This is a genomic window from Pseudomonas sp. FBCC-B1565 (assembly GCF_059133265.1).
In genome coordinates, this window is the sequence record NZ_CP101438.1 from 1,287,433 (window position 1) to 1,307,930 (window position 20,498).

Below are 20,498 nucleotides of genomic sequence, written 5' to 3' on the forward strand. Positions count from 1 at the left end.
CACTGTCGACAACCCGATAAGTCGGCCTATTGAGAGACTGAGCTTTGGAGCCTTCCCCTTTATGAATAAACTTCCTCAGATCACCCTGGCGTTCTGGGTCATGAAAATCTGCGCGACCACCCTGGGCGAAACCGCCGGGGATTTGCTGTCGATGACCCTCAATGTCGGTTATGCCATCAGTTCGATGATGCTGATCAGCGTGTTCCTGATCACCCTGGTGACGCAACTGCGCTCGAAAACCTACAACCCGGTGCTGTACTGGATCGTGATTTTGTCCACCAGCACCGCAGGCACCACCATGTCGGATTTCATGGACCGCACCTTGGGGCTGGGTTATGCCGCGGGCTCCATGATCCTGGTCGCGATCCTGATGATCATCTTCGCGTTGTGGCACCTCAGCGGCGATTCGCTGAACGTGAACAAGGTGCAGACCTTCCGGGGTGAGTTGTTCTACTGGATGGCCATCCTGTTCTCCAACACCTTGGGCACCGCGTTGGGCGATTTCCTGGCAGATGACTCAGGGCTGGGTTTTGCCGGCGGCGCGTTGTTGATCGGCTCGGCGATTGCGGCGGTGGTGGCACTCAAATACTTCACCAGGATTTCTTCAGTGCTGTTGTTCTGGGTGGCGTTTGTACTGACCCGGCCGTTCGGCGCGACCTTGGGTGACTTCCTTACCAAGCCCCATGAAAAGGGCGGGTTGGATTTCGGCACCATCGGTTCGTCGGCAGTTTTGGCGGCGGTGTTGGTGTTGATGATTGCGGGGGCGTCGTACGCGCAGCGGCGGTACGGACGCAAGACGATCGCCGAGTTGTCCTGATTCAACCTGTGGGAGGGGCTTGCCCCCTCCCACAGGTTGACTGCAACTGACGTTTAGTCGGTGGTAATGCGCGAGTGTTTGCGGGTGTCCTTCATGGTCACGTAGACCACCAGCGACACCGCGATGCACGCGGTCACGTACCAGTAGTAACCGGTTTCCATGCCGATGCTCTTGAACCAAAGCGCGATGTATTCAGCGGTGCCGCCGAAGATCGACACTGTCAGCGCATACGGCAGGCCCACGCCCAGGGCGCGGATTTCGGTGGGGAACAACTCGGCCTTCACCACGGCGTTGATCGAGGTATAGCCGCTGACGATGATCAGCGCCGCCATGATCAGGAAGAACGCACCCCACCAGGTCTGGATGGTGTGCAGGGTGGTGAGGATCGGCACGGTGAACAGGGTGCCGAGGATGCCGAAGGCGATCAGGATCGGCCGCCGGCCGATCTTATCCGACAGCCCGCCGACAATGGGTTGCAGGCACATGAACAGGAACAGCGTCGCCGCCGAGATGGTGGTGGAGTCGGAAATGCTCATGCCGACGGTGTTCACCAGGTACTTCTGCATGTAGGTGGTGTAGGTGTAGAACGCCAGCGTACCGCCCATGGTCAGGCCGACCACGGTCAGCAGTTCCTTGGGGTGGCGCATCAAGGTGCGCATCGCGCTTTCCTTGGCTTTTTCCTTCTTGGTGAACGACTCGGTTTCTTCCATACCGCGCCGCAGGTACAGCGCCACCACCGCGCAGAGGGCACCGATGGCGAACGGGATACGCCAGCCCCAGGCATACAGTTGCTCGGTGGTCAGCAGTTGTTGCAACACGATCAGCACCGCCAGGGCGATGAGCTGGCCGGAGATCAGGGTCACGTACTGGAAGCTGGAGTAGAAACCACGACGTTCCTTGGTCGCCATCTCGCTGAGGTATGTGGCGGAGGTGCCGTATTCGCCGCCGACCGACAGCCCCTGCAGCAAACGGGCAAAGACCAGCAGGATCGGCGCACCGATACCAATGATTTCATAGCCCGGGCTCAGGGCAATCAGCAGCGAGCCGAAGCACATCAGGTAGACCGAGGCCATCAAGGCTTTTTTACGGCCGACCTTGTCGGCGTACAGGCCCATCAGCCAGCCACCGATCGGGCGCATCAAAAAGCCCACGGCGAAGATCGCGGCGGTGTTGAGCAGTTGGGCGGTGGTGTCGCCTTTGGGGAAGAAAGTCTTGGCGAAGTACAACGAGAAAGCGGCGTAGACGTACCAGTCGTACCACTCGACCATGTTGCCGACGGAACCACTGAAAATCGATTTGATGCGGCTGGAGGTAGTGCGCTCTTTCGTCGGCGCGGCCGCCGACCCCAGAGGCAGGGCGTTGGAGTTATCCATTGAAGGATCCTTCATCTAGTTGTTTTTATGGAGCGGCGCGTGCGCAGCCTGGCTCGAGCTATAGCAGGAGCTGTGCCAGGTGGATGAAGGCCCGGCCTAGAAGGGTTTGGTGATTTTTTTGAGCGGAAAGTCGCTGATGATTTTCAGGGGGGTGAGCGGAAATCCGCTTATGGCTGCTGTCCTCATCGGGGGCAAGCCCCCTCCCACACTTGAGCGCGTTCACAAATCAAAATGTGGGAGGGGGCTTGCCCCCGATAGCGGCCTGCCAGTCAACACAAAGATTCGCCTAGAGAAACATCTCCCGCACCAACCCATGCCGCTGCATCTTCTCATTGAAGGTACGACGCGGCAGTTGCAGCTCGGCCAGTACTGCCTTGATATCGCCCTTGTGTCGGGTCAGCGCGGCTTTCAGGCAGTGCGCTTCGAAGGCCTCTTGCTGTGCGGCCAGGGACTGTCCGGCCTCGATGCCTTCCGGTTCCGGGTCGCCAAGGCCCAGCACCTGGCGTTCGGCGACGTTGGCCAACTCGCGCACGTTGCCCGGCCAGTCATGGCTGAGCAAGCGTCCCAACTGCGCGCCGCTCAATGGCTCGACGCTGCGGCCCAGGCGTTCGGCGGCACTCTGTGCGAAGTGATCGAACAGCAACGGGATATCTTCGCGACGCTCCCGCAGGGGCGGCAGGCGCAATTGCGCGACATTCAATCGATACGCCAGGTCTTCGCGAAAGCGCCCGGCGCGGGCTTCTTCCAGCAGGTCCGGCTTGGTGGCAGCGATGATGCGCAGGTCCACGTGGATGCTCTGGTTGGAGCCCAGCCGCTCCAGCTTCTGCTCCTGCAGCACACGCAGCAGTTTTACCTGCTGGGCCAGCGGCATGCTTTCGATTTCATCGAGGAACAACGTGCCGCCGTGGGCGTATTCCAGTTTACCGATGCGCTTGCCCTGGGCGCCGGTAAACGCGCCGCTTTCGTGACCAAACAGCTCGGCCTCGAACAACTGCTCAGGGATCGCCGCGCAATTGAGCGCTACAAAAGGCTTCTTTGACCGAGGGCCGAAATCATGCAGGCAGCGCGCGACCATTTCCTTGCCGCTGCCGGTCTCGCCACGGATCAGTACGTTGACCGGCAGGCTCGCCAGGTCCAGCACCTGGCGACGCAAGGTCTGCAAGCTTCGGGATACGCCCAGCAGTGTCGATTCCAATTGCGCCCGATGATCGGCCTGTTGGTGCAGGCGACGGTTTTCCAGGATCAGCCCGCGCTTGTCCAAAGCACGGCGCAGGCTGTTGAGCAGGGCATCGGGGCTGAAGGGTTTTTCGAGGAAGTCGTAGGCGCCATCGCGCATGGCTTCGACCGCCATCGGTACATCGCCATGGCCGGTGAGCAGAATCACCGGCAAATCGGCATCACGGCGTCGCACTTCGGCCAGCAGCTCCAGGCCGCTGAGCCCCGGCATACGCACGTCGCTGAGGATCACGCCGGGGAAATCACGGGGCAGTTGCGCCAGGCATTCGTCGGCGCGGCTGAACAACTGCACCTCAAAGCCTGACAGGCTCAGCCATTGCTCGACGGCCGTGCGGATGCTGGCTTCGTCATCGACCACAATCACCGCGTTCAACATAGGTCGGGCGTCTCCAGCGCGATGGGTAGAGTCAGGGTAAATACCGCACCGTCGCCACGGTTGCCGGCGATCAGGCGACCGCCCAATTCGTGCACGATAGCGTAGGACACCGCCAGCCCCAAACCGAGCCCGTCACCCACCGGCTTGGTGGTAAAGAACGGGTCGAACACACTGTTCAGGTGTTCTTCGGCAATCCCGCCGCCGCTGTCGCTGACCGTCAGTTGCCACAGCTGCTGATCGGCGTGCAGGCGGATTTCCAGGCGTTTGCGCGGTTTGTCGGCCATGGCGTCGAGGGCGTTGCGCAGCAGGTTGATCAGCACCTGCTCCAGGCGGATGGCATCGCCGCGCACCCAGGCAGGTCGGGTCAGGTCCAGCACCACGCCGATCGCCTCATCGCGCAGGCGGGCGTCAAGCAGGTGCAGGGACTGGTCGACCACGGTGGCCAGGTCCAGGCGTTCACGCAGGCCGCTCGGGCTTTTGCGCGCGAAGGTCTTGAGGTGGCCGGTGAGGGCGGCCATGCGCGTGAGCATATCGTCGAGTGGCGTGAGGGCCTGGTAGGCGTCGTCGACGCGGCCGTGATCGAGCAGCAGGCGCAAGGTGGCCAACTGCATGCGCTGGGCGGTCAGTGGCTGGTTGATTTCGTGGGCGAGGGCGGCGGACATCTGCCCCAGCGCCGCCAATTTGGCCGATTGCACCAGGCCATCCTGGGCGGTGCGCAACGCCTGGGTGCGTTCTTCCACCAGTTGCTCAAGCTCCTCGCGACTGCGCTGGCGCAAGCGGGCCAGGCGCCAGCGTTGGGTCAGGAACAGCACTAGGAATACCAACGCCAGCCAGGAACCGGCGGCCGCCAGGCCGGCGTTGCGTTGATCTTCAAAGGCGAACTGGGGCTTGCGCAACAGGTGCAGGGTCCAGCCTTCGGCTTTCAGCGGCAAGGACTCCCAGATGTAATTGGCATTGCCGTCCGGGCCGTTGACGCGCATCAGGTGGCTGTTTTCGTCAAAGCGCTGCAGGGTCTGGGTCTCCAGCGCCTGCAGTTGTTTTTTGTCGTATTGGCGGGTGGCTTTCAGCTCGGCGAGGTCGTTGGCCGACAACGGACGCAGGTTGCGATAACGCCAGCCGGGCTGGTTGGCGATAAACACGATGCCCCGCGCATCGCTGACCAGCAGCAAATCATTGCCCTGGGCCCATTCACGCTCAAGCTCGGGAAATTCCAGCTTGACCACCATGGCGCCGAGGAACTGCTCGTGTTCATCCAGCACCGCGCTGGAGAGGAAATACCCTGGGATGCCGGTCGTCACCCCCACCGCATAAAAACGCCCGGCGCCCTGGCTCAAGGTCTGGCTGAAGTAGGGCCGGAACGCATAGTTATGCCCTACATAACTGCTCGGCAGGTTCCAGTTGCTGGCGGCCACCGCCAGGCCGGTGCGGTCCATCAATTCCAGGGTGGAGGACTGCGCGGCGCCATTGATGCGTTCAAGCTTGCGGTTGAGCACGTCCTGAGTGGCGGCGTCCAGCGGGCCTTTCAACGCGCTGATCATTTCCGAGTCCAGCGCCAGCACGGCGGGTAGCGCGCGGTAGCGTTCGATCAGGGTGTGCAACGAGTTGGCATAGAGTGCCAGTTGCTGATTGGCACGGGCGGCATCGTCCACCAGGGCCTGGCGTTCGGCGTGGCGAGTGGCCAAGGCTGCGGCCAGCAGGGCACCGGCGATGATCAGCAGGGAGTAGAAGGTCAGGCGCAGGGGGCGGGGGATCGCGATCATACGGTGATGGGCAGGCACGGTAAGGGGAGTGCACCATAGCATGCACGACGTTTATGTTGGGGAGCGGTGCTGTTGTGGCGAGCGGGCTTGCCCCGCGTTGGGTGGCGAAGCCGCCCTGAAACCTGCCACCGAGATATGCCTGACACACTGCGGTGGCCTTATTGGGGCTGCTGCGCAGCCCAACGCGGGGCGAGCCCGCTCGCCACAACAAGCCCAGTGGTCACACAGAAAGCCCAGAGGTCACAACCGCCGCGTTTTCCACAGGCCATAAAAAAGGCGACTGGGCCATGGGCCGCAGTCGCCTTTATGTTTGGAGGGGAAGCGCTTACTGCACTTCTACCGCCAGGCTTTCACTGATCTTTTTCTGCCAGATGGCAGGACCGGTGATGTGCACGGATTCGCCCTTGCTGTCGACAGCAACGGTCACCGGCATGTCCTTCACGTCGAACTCGTAGATCGCTTCCATGCCCAGTTCGGCAAACGCGACTACGCGCGACTTCTTGATGGCTTGCGCCACCAGGTAAGCGGCGCCGCCGACGGCCATCAGGTACACGGCCTTGTGGTCCTTGATCGCTTCGATCGCAGTCGGGCCGCGTTCGGATTTGCCGATCATGCCCAGCAGGCCGGTTTGCTCAAGGATCTGACGGGTGAACTTGTCCATCCGCGTCGCGGTGGTCGGGCCAGCCGGGCCGACCACTTCTTCGCGTACCGGATCAACCGGGCCGACGTAGTAGATGAAGCGACCTTTCAGGTCCACGGGCAGGGTTTCGCCCTTGTTCAGCATCTCGACCATGCGCTTGTGCGCGGCGTCGCGACCGGTGAGCATCTTGCCGTTGAGCAACACGGTTTCGCCCGGCTTCCAGCTCTGTACTTCTTCCGGGGTCAGGGTGTCGAGGTTGACGCGACGGGCCGACGGGCCGGCTTCCCAGACGATTTCCGGGTAGGCGTCCAACGGTGGCGCTTCCAGCGACGCCGGGCCAGAACCGTCGAGCACAAAATGCGCGTGACGGGTGGCGGCGCAGTTGGGGATCATGCACACCGGCAGGGACGCGGCGTGGGTCGGGTAGTCCATGATCTTCACGTCGAGCACGGTGGTCAGGCCACCCAGGCCTTGGGCGCCGATGCCCAGTTGGTTGACCTTCTCGAACAGCTCCAGGCGCATCTCTTCGATACGGTTCTGCGGGCCGCGCTTTTTCAGCTCGTGGATGTCGATGGATTCCATCAACACTTCCTTGGCCATCACTGCGGCTTTCTCGGCGGTGCCGCCGATGCCGATACCCAGCATGCCCGGTGGGCACCAGCCGGCGCCCATGGTCGGAACGGTCTTGAGCACCCAGTCGACAATCGAGTCGGACGGGTTGAGCATGGCCATTTTCGACTTGTTCTCGGAACCGCCGCCCTTGGCCGCCACGTCCACTTCCACGGTGTTACCCGGGACGATGGAGTAGTGGATCACGGCCGGGGTGTTGTCCTTGGTGTTCTTACGTGCACCTGCCGGGTCGGCCAGGATGGATGCACGCAGGACGTTTTCCGGCAAGTTGTAGGCGCGACGCACGCCTTCGTTGATCATGTCGTCCAGGCCCATGGTGGCGCCATCCCAACGCACGTCCATGCCCACGCGCACGAACACGGTGACGATACCGGTGTCCTGGCAGATCGGGCGATGGCCGGTGGCGCACATGCGCGAGTTGATCAGGATCTGGGCGATGGAATCACGGGCCGCTGGCGATTCTTCGCGCAGGTAGGCTTCGTGCATGGCCTGGATGAAATCCACGGGGTGGTAGTAGGAAATGAATTGCAGGGCGTCGGCAACGCTCTGAATCAGGTCGTCTTGCTTGATCACGGTCATGAGTCGCGCTCCTCTATAAGGGAACATTCAATAAAGGTGGGCCCAGTGTTGCATCGGTCGGCTGGGTCCACCTTTCCAAGGCACGCCAAAGTGGTGCAGGCGCGACGCTAAAAAGGCGCGGCAGTATAACCCGGCGCGGTGGCCGATACACCCGACTATGGTCAAACTGTCGCAGGCATGATTCCCTGTGCGCGCCCCTTGTGACTGAGTCCTTATATGCCTGAACTGTACGTCGGCGAACGCCATTGGTCGGTAACCCCCGGCAGCAACCTGCTGGATGCCTTGAACCAGGCGGGTGTGGCCGTGCCTTACAGTTGCCGCGCCGGCAGTTGCCATGCCTGCCTGGTGCGTTGCCAGGGCGAGGTCGAAGACAAGCAGCCCGAAGCCTTGAGCCCGGCGCAGCGCCAGGACGGCTGGCGGTTGGCCTGCCAGTGTCAGGTCAGCGGCGATCTGCGGGTTGAAGCGTTTGATCCGACGCGTGATGGCTTGCCGGCCCAGGTGGTGGGTGTCGATTGGCTGAACCCGAACGTGCTGCGCCTGCGCCTGCAACCGGAGCGCGGTTTGCGTTACCGGGCTGGGCAGCACCTGGTGTTGTGGGCCGGGCAGGTGGCGCGGCCGTATTCCCTGGCGAGCTTGCCCCAGGAAGATCCATTCCTGGAGTTTCATCTCGATTGTCGCCTGCCGGGCGAATTCAGCGATCTTGCCCGGCAGTTGCAGGTGGGTGATCGGCTGCGCCTGGGTGATTTGCGCGGCGGTGCGCTGCAATATGATCCGGACTGGCAAACGCGGCCATTGTGGCTGCTGGCGTCCGGCACCGGGTTGGGGCCGTTGTGGGGCGTGTTGCGTGAGGCGCTGCGTCAGGATCACCAGGGCGCCATCCGCGTGATTCACCTGGCCCATGATGCCGAAGGCCATTATCTGGCCGAACCCTTGGAGCAGTTGGCTGCACAGCATCCAAACGTGTCGGTGGAACTGTGGACGGCGGCGCAGGTGGCCCAGGCATTGGCGCAACTGCGGCTTGTTTCGCGGCAAACGCTGGCCTTACTCTGCGGGCACCCAGCCAGCGTCGAGGCGTTTTCCAAGCGCCTGTTCCTGGCAGGATTGCCGCGTAATCAGCTGCTGGCCGATGTGTTTCTGCCTCGTGGTTGAGCGCTGATTTTTCCCGCCGCGAGACTCGTCATGACCGATACCATCCAACAGGTGCGCGAACGCGGGCTGCTGATCCTGCAGCTCAACCGTCCCGACAAGAAAAATGCTTTGACCCGTGCCATGTACACGCAATTGGCCAATGCACTGGAGCACGCCGACGCGGACGCGGATATCCGTTGCGTGCTGATCCAGGGCAGCAATGAGTGTTTCACGGCCGGCAACGACATCAGCGATTTTCTCGAACAGCCGCCCAACGACCTCGACAGCCCACCGTTTCACTTCATGAAAAGCCTGCTCAATTGCAGAAAGCCAGTGATTGCTGCCGTGGCGGGGGCTGCGGTGGGGATTGGCACAACCCTGCTGCTGCATTGTGACTTGGTGTATATCAGCCGCGATGCGCGGCTGCGCATGCCGTTCGTCAACCTGGGGCTGTGTCCGGAGTTCGGGTCCAGCCTGATTTTGCCGAGGTTGCTGGGGCACGCGAAAGCCGCCGAATTGCTGCTGCTGGGCGAGGGGTTTAGCGGCGAACAGGCAGCGGCGTGGGGGCTTGCCACCGAAGCGCTGGGCAGTGGCGAGGCGGCGTTGGCCAAGGCTCGGGCAGTGGCCGTGCGTTTCGAGACCCTGGCGCCGGGGGCGGTGCAGGTCACCAAGCAGTTGATGAAGAGTGTGGATCGTGAGCAGTTGCGTCAGGTGATCGAGGAGGAGGGCGCTTTGTTCACCCAACGGTTGAAGTCGCCTGAGGCGATTGCGGCGTTGTCAGCGTTTATCACCCGGCGATGAACGTGTGGTGGTTGATCGGGCTTCATCGGGGGCAAGCCCCCTCCCACATGTGATAGGCAGCGCGGTCAAAAGGTGGGAGGGGGCTTGCCCCCGATGAGGTCCTTTGGCATCACACAACAGCTTCCCTGAAATGCAAAAAGCCCCGCCATTTTCATGGCGGGGCTTTTGTTTTTCAGCGTGTCACTCAGACCTGCGGGTCGCCCACGTGCAGGATCTTCATGCCATTGGTGCCACCGGTGGTGTGGTAGCTGTCGCCCTTGGTCAGGATGACCCAGTCGCCTTGCTCCACGACACCGCGCTTGACCAACTCGTCGATTGCCTTCTGGCTGACTTCGTTCGGTGCCAGCGAAGCCGGATCAAACGGAATGGTGTACACGCCACGGAACAGTGCCGCGCGGGCCTGGGCTTCGCGGTGCGGAGTGAACGCGTAGATCGGCACCGAGGAACGGATGCGCGACATGATCAACGGCGTGTAGCCACTTTCGGTCAAGGCGATGATCGCTTTAACGCCCGGGAAGTGGTTGGCGGTGTACATGGCGGCCAGGGCGATGCTCTGGTCGCAGCTTTCGAACACCTTGCCGATACGGTGGCTGGAGGTCTTGCTGGTCGGGTGCTTTTCGGCGCCGACGCAAATACGCGCCATGGCCTGCACGGCTTCCAGTGGGTACGGGCCGGCGGCGCTTTCGGCCGACAGCATCACAGCGTCGGTGTAGTCGAGCACGGCGTTGGCCACGTCGGACACTTCGGCGCGGGTCGGCATCGGGTTCTGGATCATCGACTCCATCATCTGGGTCGCCACGATCACCGCTTTGTTGTGGCGGCGTGCGTGCAGGATGATCTTCTTCTGGATACCGATCAGCTCGGCGTCACCGATTTCCACGCCCAGGTCGCCACGGGCAACCATCACCGCGTCGGAAGCCTTGATCAGGCCGTCGAGGGTTTCGTCGTCGGCCACGGCTTCGGCGCGTTCGATCTTCGCCACCAGCCAGGCGGTACCGCCGGCTTCGTCGCGCAGTTTGCGGGCGTATTCCATGTCGGCGGCGTCGCGCGGGAAGGACACGGCGAGGTAGTCCACTTCCATTTCAGCGGCGAGCTTGATGTCGGCCTTGTCTTTTTCAGTCAGGGCCGGTGCCGTCAAGCCACCGCCACGACGGTTGATGCCTTTGTGGTCGGACAGCGGGCCGCCGATGGTCACGGTGCAGATCAGCTCGGTGCCGGTGGCGGTATCGACGCGCATGACCACGCGGCCATCGTCCAGCAGCAGTTCGTCGCCGACGCCGCAGTCCTTGACCAGGTCCGGGTAGTCGATACCCACGACTTGCTGGTTGCCTTCGGTCAGCGGGTGGCTGGTGGAGAAGGTGAAGGTGTCACCGATCTTCAGCTCGATCCGCTTGTTGGCGAATTTGGCAATACGGATTTTCGGGCCTTGCAGGTCGCCCAGCAGTGCCACGAAGCGGCCGTGCTTGGCAGCCAGGTCACGCACCAGCTTGGCGCGAGCCTTGTGCTCGTCCGGGGTGCCGTGGGAGAAGTTCAGACGGGCAACGTCCAAACCAGCCAGAATCAGCTGTTCGAGGACTTCCGGCGAGTTACTGGCCGGGCCAAGGGTGGCGACGATTTTGGTACGACGGACGGACATGCACAGACTCCTGAGTTCAAGCGCTGAGGAAGGCTACTATGCTCTTTCGTTGTAGTCATTGTTCGTTTGCACTACTTATCGATGATTGACTTGTTTTCGCTGCGGCTGAATACGAACATCCTTGAAGATTTTCGACGAGGGGTCGATACACTGCACAAGACAGGAGAACCCTCATGCGAATTTTGCTCGTTGCTGCCCTGGCCGTCAGTGTTGTCGGCTGCACCCGTTGGTCGATGGACCATCATTTGAACAATGCCTACCGCGCCTACAAGGTCGGTGATTGTGAGCGTGTCACCCTGGAATTGTCCCAGGTCGACCGTGAAAGCCGTTCGCGCCGCTATGTGCAGCCGGAGGTCTCGATGTTGCGCGGGCAATGCCTGGAGCGGCAAAAACTGTTCGTTGATGCGGTGCAGACCTATCAATTCATCATCAATCAGTACCCGTCGAGTGAGTACGCCTATCGGGCTCGCGCAAGGCTCGATACCTTGCAGCAGCTGGGGCATTACCCCGGTGCAAGTGTCGCTCAGCCACGTCCCGCTTCGTTGTGATGATATTCGTCATTTCATAACTGGCCTGTTGCCAGTCTTGGGCTATCCTTTGGATGTTCGTTTGTACAAGTTTCCATGCAAACGAATGTGGGGCCCGGATTCGGTAGCTGTTCTGGCGGCGGACTATTGCCTGTTGTCGTACCGAGATCCATGGAGAGCGGGCGTTATTTTCTCGTTCCGAATCACTGGCACGGCCGCAGTTATGGCCACTGGATGGCGATCTCACCATGTTTACCGACCGACGGATCGAGCGGCATCAGCTACCTTATTTCCTGCAAGTGTTTAACCGACTCACCGATAAGCCCATCGGCTTTTTGGGCAATGTATCGGAAGATGGGCTGATGTTGATCAGCCAATTGCCCATGATGGTCGACGTGGATTTCGAGCTGCGCTTGAAGATTCCGGAGGCTGACGGCACCTTCCATCCAATTGATCTCACGGCTACCTGCCTGTGGAGTCACGAAGATATCAACCCCCAGCATTACGACTCCGGGTTCAGTGTGCAGCAGGCCCCGGAGGAGTATGGGCAATTGATCAACGTGTTGTTGCATTACTTCAGTTTTGATCCTTTGCAGGCTTCGGCTTAGCGGCAACCTGCTCTCGACCCGGTTCAGGGGCTTTATGCCCTGCCGTGGTCGAGTGTTTCTTTTCAGAACCTTTCTCCTCAGAGGGTCCCGGCTTTTTTCCAACCCATGTAGCGTGTCACCAATGCGGGGCCCAGCTCAGAGGGCAAGGTGTCCAGCACGGACAAACCGTGCGCGCTCAGGCGGTCATGCAACTCATCCCGTGTGTTGAGGTAGTCGATGGTGCCGCTGTAGGCCAGGGCTTCGGGCAAGGTTTGCACAGGGGTATGGCGCAGTTGGTCGAGTACCTCCTCGCGCAAGCTGGCCACCAGCACCTTATGTTGGCGACTGATGCGTTTGACGGCAGTCAACAGTGCTTCATCGTCCTCGTCCCGCAGGTTACTCACCACAATGACCAAGGCTCGACGCTTCTGCCGGGCCAGCAGTTGGCTTGCCGCCGCCTGGTAATCGGCAGTGCGTCGGGTGGTGTCCAGGTCGTACACCGCATTGAGCAACAGGTTCAACTGGCTACTGCCCTTGACCGGCGCCAGGTAGCGCGACTGGTCACCGGCAAAGGTGCACAGCCCCACGGCATCGCCTTGGCGCAAGGCAACGTAGCTGAGCAGCAGGCACGCGTTGAGAGCATGGTCAAAGTGAGACAGTTCGTCATCCTGGCTGCGCATGCGCCGCCCGCAGTCAAGCATGAACACGATTTGTTGGTCGCGCTCATCCTGGTATTCACGGGCGATGGGGGTGCGTTGTCGGGCAGTAGCTTTCCAGTCGATCTGGCGCAGGCTGTCGCCTTCGCGAAACTCGCGCAACTGATGAAACTCCAGCCCCAACCCACGCCGTTGGCGTTGACGAACGCCCAATTGGCTCAACCAGTTGTCTACGCCCAGCAGTTGGGCGCCGTACAGTCGGGCGAAATCCGGGTAGACGCGGGTGGTGTCGTTCACCTCGATATAGCGTCGTGCAGACCATAGCCCCATGGGGCTGGGCAGATGAACTTCGCAGCGGCTGAAACTGAAATGCCCGCGCCGCAGGGGGCGAAGACGGTAGCCCAGTTCGCAGCGTTCACCGGGATACAAGGTTATGGACTGAGGCATGTTCTCCACGCTCAACCCGTCGGGGGCATGATCGAATACCTGCACCGTCAGCGGCTGTGGGAAGTCGTGGTCCAGGGCCAGGCGGATTTCGCCCCAGCGCCCCAACGCCAGGCTGCCGGGCATCTGTCGTTGTATACGCGGAGAGGGGCGGCGATGCCCTCGTACGGCGTCCAGCATGGCCAACAGCAACAACGCCAGGAGTAATCCCCAGACGAGTGAGTGCAAGGTGTCCGATACTGTGAGCTGCAACGCTGCCGCAGTGCCCAGCAGGATGCCCAGACCCAGCAATGCGCCGAGCCAGTTCAACAGCAGACGGGTCGGCTTCATAGGCGAGTCATTGCCGAGGTGCCGGAATCTGATCGAGCAATTGCCTGAGCACCTGGTCGACCTCCAGCCCTTCTATATCCAACTCTGGCGCGATACGTACGCGGTGACGCAGTACTGCCAGGGCGCATTCCTTGATGTCATCCGGCGTGACGAACTCACCACCGCGCAACAAGGCGCGGGCGCGGGCGCCGCGTACCAGGTCAATGGACGCCCGTGGGCCAGCACCGATCGCCAGGCCTGGCCAGTTACGGGTGGCGCGCGCCAGGCGCACGGCATAGTCGAGCACCTGTTCGTCCAGGGCAAGGTCACTGGCAACCTGCTGCAGTTGCAGCACATCTTCGGCCTGCAACACCGTGCGCAATGGGTGTACATCCAGCATGTCGGCCCGCGACGAGCGTGTGACTTCGCGCACCATGTCCAGTTCCTGCTGCGCGTCGGGGTAATCCATGCGCACCTTGAGCATGAAGCGATCCAGTTCCGCCTCTGGCAGGGGGTAGGTGCCTTCCTGTTCGATGGGATTCTGGGTTGCCAGTACCATGAACGGTTGGCCGATGGGCAGCGCCTCGCCTTCGAGGGTCACCTGCCGCTCCTGCATGGCCTCAAGCAAGGCCGCCTGGGTCTTGGCCGGGGCACGGTTGATTTCGTCGGCCAGTAACAGATGAGTGAACACCGGCCCCTTGCGCAGCTTGAATTGTTCGGTGTGCAGGTCGTACACGGCGTGGCCGGTGACATCGCTGGGCATCAGGTCCGGGGTGAACTGGATACGTGCGAAATCGCCCTCGAAGCAGCGTGCCAAGGCACGTACCAGCAAGGTTTTACCCAGCCCCGGCACACCTTCGAGCAGCACATGGCCGCCAGCGATGAGTGCGGTCAGGACATCGTCGATCACCGCGTCCTGGCCAATCACCGCCTTGCGCAACTCGGTTCGCAGGGCTTGAGCTTGCCCAGTGGCGCGTTGCAGGGATTCGCGGGTCAAGGCAGTGGCGCTTGGGAAATCACTCATAAGGCATTCCTGAGGGTTTGCAGGCACGCCACCTGCCGGCTGAAGTCGGCGCTGGAAAGCCGTTTTGCCGGGAGTGGGCCAAGGGCCTGGTTGATCACGTGAGGGGGTTGGCGCGTCAGGTGTTCAAGCACCCGGCACTGTTCTGCGTTGTCGAGGTGTTCAAAGCCGGGGTGACGGCGTCGGGCCGCACGCAGGATATCGCGCTGCAAAGTCTGCAGCAGTGTGCCTTGGCCGCTGCGGCGCAGCAGGAAGTCGGCACTGGCTTTCAGATGTTCCTGCAGTTGGCGACGAGCAGGGGAAGCGGGGTGCTGGATCGGGCCTTGACGCACGCCGGCACGCCAAAGTCCCAAGGCGACGAGGGCAACGAGTGCGACCAGGGCTTGGGGGAAATAGCGCATCAGCAAGCTAAGCAGGTCGTCGAAATCGCTGTTGAACAGCAAGGTCACGGCGGTGTCCTGGTTCAAGTACCAGAGCAGCCAGGCATTGTCGTGCTTTCCGATGTTCGGGGTTTTCCACAGGTCGCTGTCCGTGATCACTGTGACGCGGCCTTCCCCGAGGTCAAGCTGCATCAGGTGGCTGGCCCTCGCGCTGTTGGCGGAAAATTGAGCCAGGTGCCTGGGGTCGGTGAGGTTGAAATCTGTGTCGAAACTGAAGTAAGCCGATGCGGTTTCATTGTCGACATAGAGCTTGGTCAGGTCCGGGGCTTTCTTCTTCGAGGGCTTCTTGACGGAAGTGGCAGATTCTTCAGGCTCGTCACTCAAGGTCTGGTGAATATGCAGGCGATCGAGCAGCAGGTCGCCGCTTTTGCCTGTCTCTTCATCCCACAGCGCCTCGGCGACCACAAGCAAATGACCGCCGGATCTGGCCCACGCCAGCAACTGTTCTACCTGGCGTGGTGACAGGTTACTGCGTTCGCCGAGCAGCAGCAGGCTGTTGCCTTTGGAAGGCAGGGTGCCCAGCCGTTTCAGGCTATTGGCGTGTTCTACGGTGAGGCCTTGTTGACGCAGAAAGTGTTCGGCCGCCAGATAGGGATTGGCCAGTGCCTCCGGCGAAGGACCACGATCCACCACTTCGTCATAGGGAATCGCCTTGCTCCACACGTAGTAACCGCCCGCTCCAAGCAGGCATGCCAGCAATAACCCCACCCACAGTAATGGACGATTCATCAGTTGCTCCCTGGACTGAACAGGGCGCGCCAATCACTGCATAGTTTCTGCTGGGCAGGGAGCGCTGGGAGGTGGTGACCATAGGCGAGGTTTTGCCAATGCCGGGTCAGCTCATCACTGAAGGCCAGCAGTTGGGGGTGTTGCAACTGGTGTACACGTGCCAGGACCTGGCCTTCGGTATCAGCGTCTTTCAACGGCAGGTTGAAATCATGCAACAACCGGCTGAGCAGGCCTCGGTACAGCAGGCCGAGGGCTTCCCTGGGGTGGGTGGCCCATAGGTGTTCGGCGGCGCCGGCAACGTCGTCGGGCAAGGTTTCGGTGCCCAGTTCAAGGCCGAACAACTGCGTGGGCAGCGGTTTGACAGCCTCTGTCTTGCGCGGCCCGCGTCTGCTGACAAAGGTGCGCAACCACTCGCGATAGCGCCACACAAGCATGATCAGGCTACCAATGAACACGCTCCACAGCAGAATTTCCAGGCCTTGGGCGATGTGCTTGAAGGTATTGCTGTTGAGGTTGTCCAGCAGGGCCTTCAGCCAATCGGGAAGTCTGCCGTTATTGGGCGTTTTGTTTTTACCGGCTGGCTTTTCTTCTCCAAACCGATAACGGGTCACGGTTTCCGGGTTTTTGAAGGGCGGCTTGTCCAGCAGCGATTTGATGGATTGACTCGCGCTCGGAGTGCTCAGTGGTTTGGAGGGGCTGGAAGCATCGGCCATGACGGGAAGGCTGAGAGGCAGCAGCATCAGTCCGATCATCAGTAACAACATCGGTGCCACATTGCTCAAGCGTTGACGCAGGCGTCGGAATACCAGCTCCAAGTCCCAGGCTTCCAATACGGTGCGACGATTAAGGTAGAGGCTGAAGCCGCAGGCGACATAGATGGGCTCCCAAAACACCAGTAGCAGGGCATAGAACGCGTTGCCCAAGTGTTCCAGCCACAACCCTTCCGAGCTTGTCGCCAATAACAGGCGTTGCCAGTCCCAATCCATCTCGAGGTTTTGCGGGATGAACAGATAGAACAGTGCCATGCAGCCGAACCACAGGCCGATTTCAAGGTGCATCCCGATGATGGTGAGCCAGCGTGCGGCTCCGGCATTGCGTTGCTGCAACACGCCCAGGCGTTTCTGGCGTGCCGGGCCGTCCAGGCCTTCGAGTTGGCTAACCGGCATTTCAAAGCTGCGGCTCAGGCTGAGCCGTCGCCAGGTCAGGCTGGCCAGCAGTTGACCCTTGAGGAGGCGCGGCCACTGGCGCACAGCGTGCTTGATAGTGGGCGTTTCACCAAACAGGGCCTTGGACAGAATGTACAGCGGCAAGCGGTCGAAGGCCGGCTTGAGCCACCAGAACAGAAATATGGCGGTGGACGGATACTGCCACAGCAGGGCTGTAAGCAAGGCGAACACAGGTAGGGTGACCAACGCCCAACTGCCCATCAATAGCACGCGATGCTCCCGTGCCATCAAGGCGCCAAGATCCATGGCTTCCCAGGCAGTACGCGGCCGGATGACCACACTGACATCAGTCAGGCGCATGGCGATTCCTTCCGGCAAAGCCCAGGTAAGTGCCCACCAGCAGCCACAGAACAGCGCCCACCAGGTATTTGATCCACGGGGTTATCACGGTGGTGGATGACCAATATGCCTCGATGAAAGCTGCGATCAGCAGAAACAGCATGACACCGCACAGCATTCGCACGCTCTTGCGTGCAGCCAGCCGCAATGATTCACCACGGGTCAGTTGTCCAGGGGCGATCAGTGCCCACCCCAACTGCAAGCCTGCGGCACCGGCGAGGGCGATCGCGGTCAGTTCGAATGCGCCATGGCCGATGACGAATGACCAGAAGGTCTGGCCATAGCCGATCTCGGTCAGGTGACCGGAGACCGCACCGATGATGAGCCCGTTGAAAATCAGAAAGAACACGCTGCCCAGGCCGAACAATAAACCGGCGGCAAACGTCTGGAACGCGATACCGATGTTGTGCATCACGTAGTAGCCGAACATTATCCAGTCTTCACTTGATGCACGCTCGGCGGCGCGGCCCAGGCGGCTTGCATCAGGGTCGTACATGGCCTGCATCTCGGCCACCTGTTGCGGGCTGACGATGCTGTAGATCAGGTCGGGAAACAGGTAGACCAGCAGGGCAATACCCACCAGGCTGCCGAAGAACAGCAGGCTGGCGATCAGCACGAAACGCCACTGTTCCCGTACCAGCCGAGGAAAATCGGCGAGTACAAAGCTCAGCGCATTCGCCGCCAGTTGGCTGCGATGACGGTAGAGTTGTTGGTGGCCGCGCAGGGCCAGTTGTTGCAATGGGTCTACCAGGTAGCTGCTGTAGCCACGTTCCTGGGCCAGGGCCAGGTGCTGGCACAGGCGTCGATATTGATGAGGGAAATCGGCCACTTCAGCGGCTTTGGCCTGCCCTTGCTCCAACTGTGTGAGCTGCTCGGCGAAGGTTTGCCATTGGCGTTGGTGACGGCTTTCGAAAAGGCTCTGTTTCATGTCGGCCCCAGCAGGCCGCGGGCCACGCCATTGAGTTGTTCCGCAGCGCGGGCGGGGGATACCTGCAAGGGCGCGGCGAGAATCGAGGCCAATTCGTGAACACGCTCGGTGGACAGTTCCCCTTGGCGTTCCGCAAAACCAAGGATCGCCCGTTGTTCGCTCAAATCCAGGGCAAAGGGCAAGCGCAGGGCTGTTGCTTGAGGAATCTGGGGCCGTACCAGCGGTTGTTCCCGGTAGATCACCAGTGTGCCGGCGGCCAGGTCGCCCAGGCGCTTGAAGTGGGGGTGCTGCAGGCAACTGATCGCGCCAAGGCAGTAGCCGAACGGCAGCATGTCCACAAACCGCAGCAGGTTACGAATCAGTGAAGCGGACCAGCCAATCGGAGTGCCGTCATCTTGTACGACACGCAGCCCCATAACCTGCTTGCCGGGTGAGCAACCCTGGTTGAGCACCTCGAACAGCACCATGTACCACCAACTGATCAAAAACAGCAGCAGCGCTCCCAGGCCGATCCCGACGTTGCCAAGCAAAGCCAATGGCACCAACAGAACGCCCATGATCACCCCGCGTACACCTAGGTCGAAGGCAAAGGCGAGCACGCGCGGCACCAGGCCGGCCGGACGCAGGGGCAGGTCGATGCCCTCCGGGGTCTCGATCTGGTAGCGGGTGTCCAATGGGGCTGACGGCATCGCGATCCTTGGCAGTGCAGAGTGACAGGAAGACACGGATGCTAGCAGTGTCGGGGATGGAAGCAACCATTCAAGGTTTTGCTGGGTGTTTGTACAGTGTATTTGGTGCTGGTCGCGGAAGCCTTTCAGCGCCTAGACTTTGTCGATCTTCAGTACAGGAACAGCCCGTGACCTCCATTTTCTGGTACGACTATGAAACCACCGGCATCAATCCGCGCAGCGATCGCCCGCTTCAGGTAGCCGGCATTCGTACCGACCTCGAACTCAACGAGATCGGCTCGCCGGTCAATCTCTATTGCCAGCCCAGCGACGATATCCTGCCGCACCCCATCGCGTGTGCGATCACTGGTATCACGCCCGCAATACTCGCGGAAAAAGGCTTGGCCGAGGCCGACTTCATTACTCGGGTGCACACTGAACTGGCCGCCCCCGGTACGTGCGGTGCCGGTTACAACACGCTGCGGTTTGATGACGAGATGACGCGCTACAGCCTCTATCGCAATTTTTTCGACCCCTACGCACGAGAATGGCAGGGCGGTAACAGTCGCTGGGATTTGATCGACGTGGTCCGCACGGCCTACGCCCTGCGCCCGGAGGGCATTGAATGGCCGCAGCAGGATGGGCGCGTCACGCTCAAGCTGGAGCGTCTGACCGAAGCCAATGGGATCGACCATGGTCAGGCGCACGATGCGTTGTCCGATGTGCGTGCCACGATTGCGTTGGCTCGGCTGGTACGTGAGAAACAGCCCAAGTTGTATGAATGGCTGTTTCAGCTGCGCAGCAAGCAACGGGTAATGGACCAGGTGCGTCTGCTGCAGCCAATGGTGCATATTTCCGGGCGTTTTTCTGCCGAACGTCATTACCTGGGTGTTGTGCTGCCGCTCGCATGGCATCCGCGTAATCGCAATGCATTGATCGTCTGTGACCTCGGACTCGATCCGCAGGGGCTGCTGGACCTTGATGCCGAGGCCTTGCGCCAGCGCCTCTATACCCGTCGTGACGATCTCGCCGACGGTGAATTGCCGGTCCCCCTCAAATTGGTGCATATCAACCGCTGCCCCGTGGTGGCGCCCTTGAATGTGCTGCGCGCAGAAGATCGTGAGCGTCTGCACTTGGACATGAATATTTTTCAGGAACGGGCGCTGCGGCTAACTGACGCACAGGAACTTTGGCGCGATAAGTTGGCGGTCATTTACGCGCACGAAGACTTCACGCCGAGTTCGGATCCTGAGCAACAGCTTTACGACGGTTTTATCGGAGACCGTGACCGGCGTTTATGTGAACAAGTCCGGACCGCTGAGCCTGCGCAATTAGCGCGCCAGCAGTGGCCTTTTGATGACGAGCGTTTGCCTGAATTATTATTCCGCTACCGAGCGCGCAACTTCCCCGATACGTTGAACAGCGAGGAGCAACTGCGCTGGAAACTTTTCTGTCAGCAACGTTTGTCGAGCCCGGAATGGGACGCGCCGAATACCCTTGATGCGTTTAAACAGGCTCGGCTTGAGTTTGCTGTTAGTGCTACACCGTTCCAGTCTCAGGTGCTGGACCAATGGCAGGAGTATGCGGACGCTCTAGCGACCAGAATGAATCTGTAGTCGGTTTTCGCAGACTATGCGGACAATAAAAA

General features: G+C 60.9%; 17 protein-coding genes. 6 read left to right on the forward strand and 11 right to left on the reverse strand.

What is annotated here, in order from left to right:
• The first annotated feature begins 61 nt into the window (after positions 1-61).
• Positions 62-817 carry a COG4705 family protein gene (locus NL123_RS06100; RefSeq protein WP_494357409.1) on the forward strand — a complete coding sequence of 252 codons (756 nt, stop codon included), beginning with the start codon at positions 62-64 and terminating at the stop codon, positions 815-817.
• 53 nt (positions 818-870) lie between these two features.
• Here the strand turns inward: NL123_RS06100 and NL123_RS06105 are convergent, their stop codons facing one another.
• The 4 genes from NL123_RS06105 to NL123_RS06120 all read right to left on the reverse strand — a co-directional run bounded on the left by NL123_RS06105 (position 871) and on the right by NL123_RS06120 (position 7,411).
• Positions 871-2,190 (reverse strand): MFS transporter, encoded by a 1,320-nt coding sequence (locus NL123_RS06105; protein ID WP_058423295.1) that lies wholly within the window; start codon positions 2,188-2,190, stop codon positions 871-873.
• Positions 2,191-2,476: 286 nt separating this feature from the next.
• Positions 2,477-3,802 (reverse strand): sigma-54-dependent transcriptional regulator, encoded by a 1,326-nt coding sequence (locus NL123_RS06110; protein ID WP_248484077.1) that lies wholly within the window; start codon positions 3,800-3,802, stop codon positions 2,477-2,479.
• Positions 3,796-5,562 carry a sensor histidine kinase gene (locus NL123_RS06115; protein ID WP_248484075.1) on the reverse strand — a complete coding sequence of 589 codons (1,767 nt, stop codon included), beginning with the start codon at positions 5,560-5,562 and terminating at the stop codon, positions 3,796-3,798. The genes NL123_RS06110 and NL123_RS06115 overlap by 7 nt, the downstream gene beginning before the upstream one ends.
• 325 nt (positions 5,563-5,887) lie before the next feature.
• A complete protein-coding gene (locus NL123_RS06120) occupies positions 5,888-7,411 on the reverse strand; it encodes a fumarate hydratase (protein WP_010208051.1) in 1,524 nt (507 codons plus the stop codon).
• Between the two features lie 216 nt (positions 7,412-7,627).
• Here NL123_RS06120 and NL123_RS06125 point away from each other — a divergent pair, with 216 nt between their 5' ends.
• The gene (locus NL123_RS06125) at positions 7,628-8,560 is read left to right on the forward strand and encodes an iron-sulfur-binding ferredoxin reductase (protein ID WP_494357410.1); all 933 of its coding nucleotides are present in this window, start codon (positions 7,628-7,630) and stop codon (positions 8,558-8,560) included.
• A 30-nt stretch (positions 8,561-8,590) separates the two neighbouring features.
• A complete protein-coding gene (locus tag NL123_RS06130) occupies positions 8,591-9,340 on the forward strand; it encodes an enoyl-CoA hydratase-related protein (RefSeq protein ID WP_494357411.1) in 750 nt (249 codons plus the stop codon).
• A gap of 184 nt (positions 9,341-9,524) precedes the next feature.
• Here the strand turns inward: NL123_RS06130 and pyk are convergent, their stop codons facing one another.
• Positions 9,525-10,976, reverse strand: coding sequence for a pyruvate kinase (pyk, locus tag NL123_RS06135; protein ID WP_058423290.1), 1,452 nt, complete (start codon positions 10,974-10,976; stop codon positions 9,525-9,527).
• A gap of 173 nt (positions 10,977-11,149) precedes the next feature.
• Between pyk and NL123_RS06140 the strand changes: the two genes are divergently transcribed.
• Together NL123_RS06140 and NL123_RS06145 are read left to right on the forward strand one after the other, a co-directional pair.
• Positions 11,150-11,524, forward strand: coding sequence for a tetratricopeptide repeat protein (locus tag NL123_RS06140; RefSeq protein ID WP_494357412.1), 375 nt, complete (start codon positions 11,150-11,152; stop codon positions 11,522-11,524).
• A 227-nt stretch (positions 11,525-11,751) separates the two neighbouring features.
• Positions 11,752-12,111 (forward strand): PilZ domain-containing protein, encoded by a 360-nt coding sequence (locus tag NL123_RS06145; protein ID WP_248484068.1) that lies wholly within the window; start codon positions 11,752-11,754, stop codon positions 12,109-12,111.
• Positions 12,112-12,188: 77 nt separating this feature from the next.
• Here NL123_RS06145 and NL123_RS06150 read toward each other — a convergent pair whose 3' ends face one another.
• The 6 genes from NL123_RS06150 to NL123_RS06175 are packed head-to-tail and all read right to left on the reverse strand — an operon-like array spanning position 12,189 to position 18,871.
• Positions 12,189-13,520, reverse strand: coding sequence for a DUF58 domain-containing protein (locus NL123_RS06150; RefSeq protein WP_248484066.1), 1,332 nt, complete (start codon positions 13,518-13,520; stop codon positions 12,189-12,191).
• A 7-nt stretch (positions 13,521-13,527) separates the two neighbouring features.
• Entirely contained in the window at positions 13,528-14,523 is a 996-nt protein-coding gene (locus tag NL123_RS06155; protein ID WP_494357413.1) for an AAA family ATPase, read from the reverse strand.
• Positions 14,520-15,689 (reverse strand): DUF4350 domain-containing protein, encoded by a 1,170-nt coding sequence (locus NL123_RS06160; protein ID WP_494357414.1) that lies wholly within the window; start codon positions 15,687-15,689, stop codon positions 14,520-14,522. Before NL123_RS06160 ends, NL123_RS06155 begins: the two co-directional genes overlap by 4 nt.
• Positions 15,689-17,215, reverse strand: coding sequence for a DUF4129 domain-containing protein (locus NL123_RS06165; protein ID WP_494357415.1), 1,527 nt, complete (start codon positions 17,213-17,215; stop codon positions 15,689-15,691). Before NL123_RS06165 ends, NL123_RS06160 begins: the two co-directional genes overlap by 1 nt.
• Entirely contained in the window at positions 17,202-18,182 is a 981-nt protein-coding gene (locus NL123_RS06170) for a stage II sporulation protein M (RefSeq protein ID WP_494357416.1), read from the reverse strand. Before NL123_RS06170 ends, NL123_RS06165 begins: the two co-directional genes overlap by 14 nt.
• Positions 18,179-18,871, reverse strand: a complete 693-nt coding sequence (locus tag NL123_RS06175; RefSeq protein WP_058423285.1) for an RDD family protein — start codon at positions 18,869-18,871, stop codon at positions 18,179-18,181. Before NL123_RS06175 ends, NL123_RS06170 begins: the two co-directional genes overlap by 4 nt.
• Positions 18,872-19,038: 167 nt before the next feature.
• Here NL123_RS06175 and sbcB point away from each other — a divergent pair, with 167 nt between their 5' ends.
• Entirely contained in the window at positions 19,039-20,466 is a 1,428-nt protein-coding gene (sbcB, locus tag NL123_RS06180; RefSeq protein ID WP_494357417.1) for an exodeoxyribonuclease I, read from the forward strand.
• Positions 20,467-20,498: the final 32 nt, after the last annotated feature.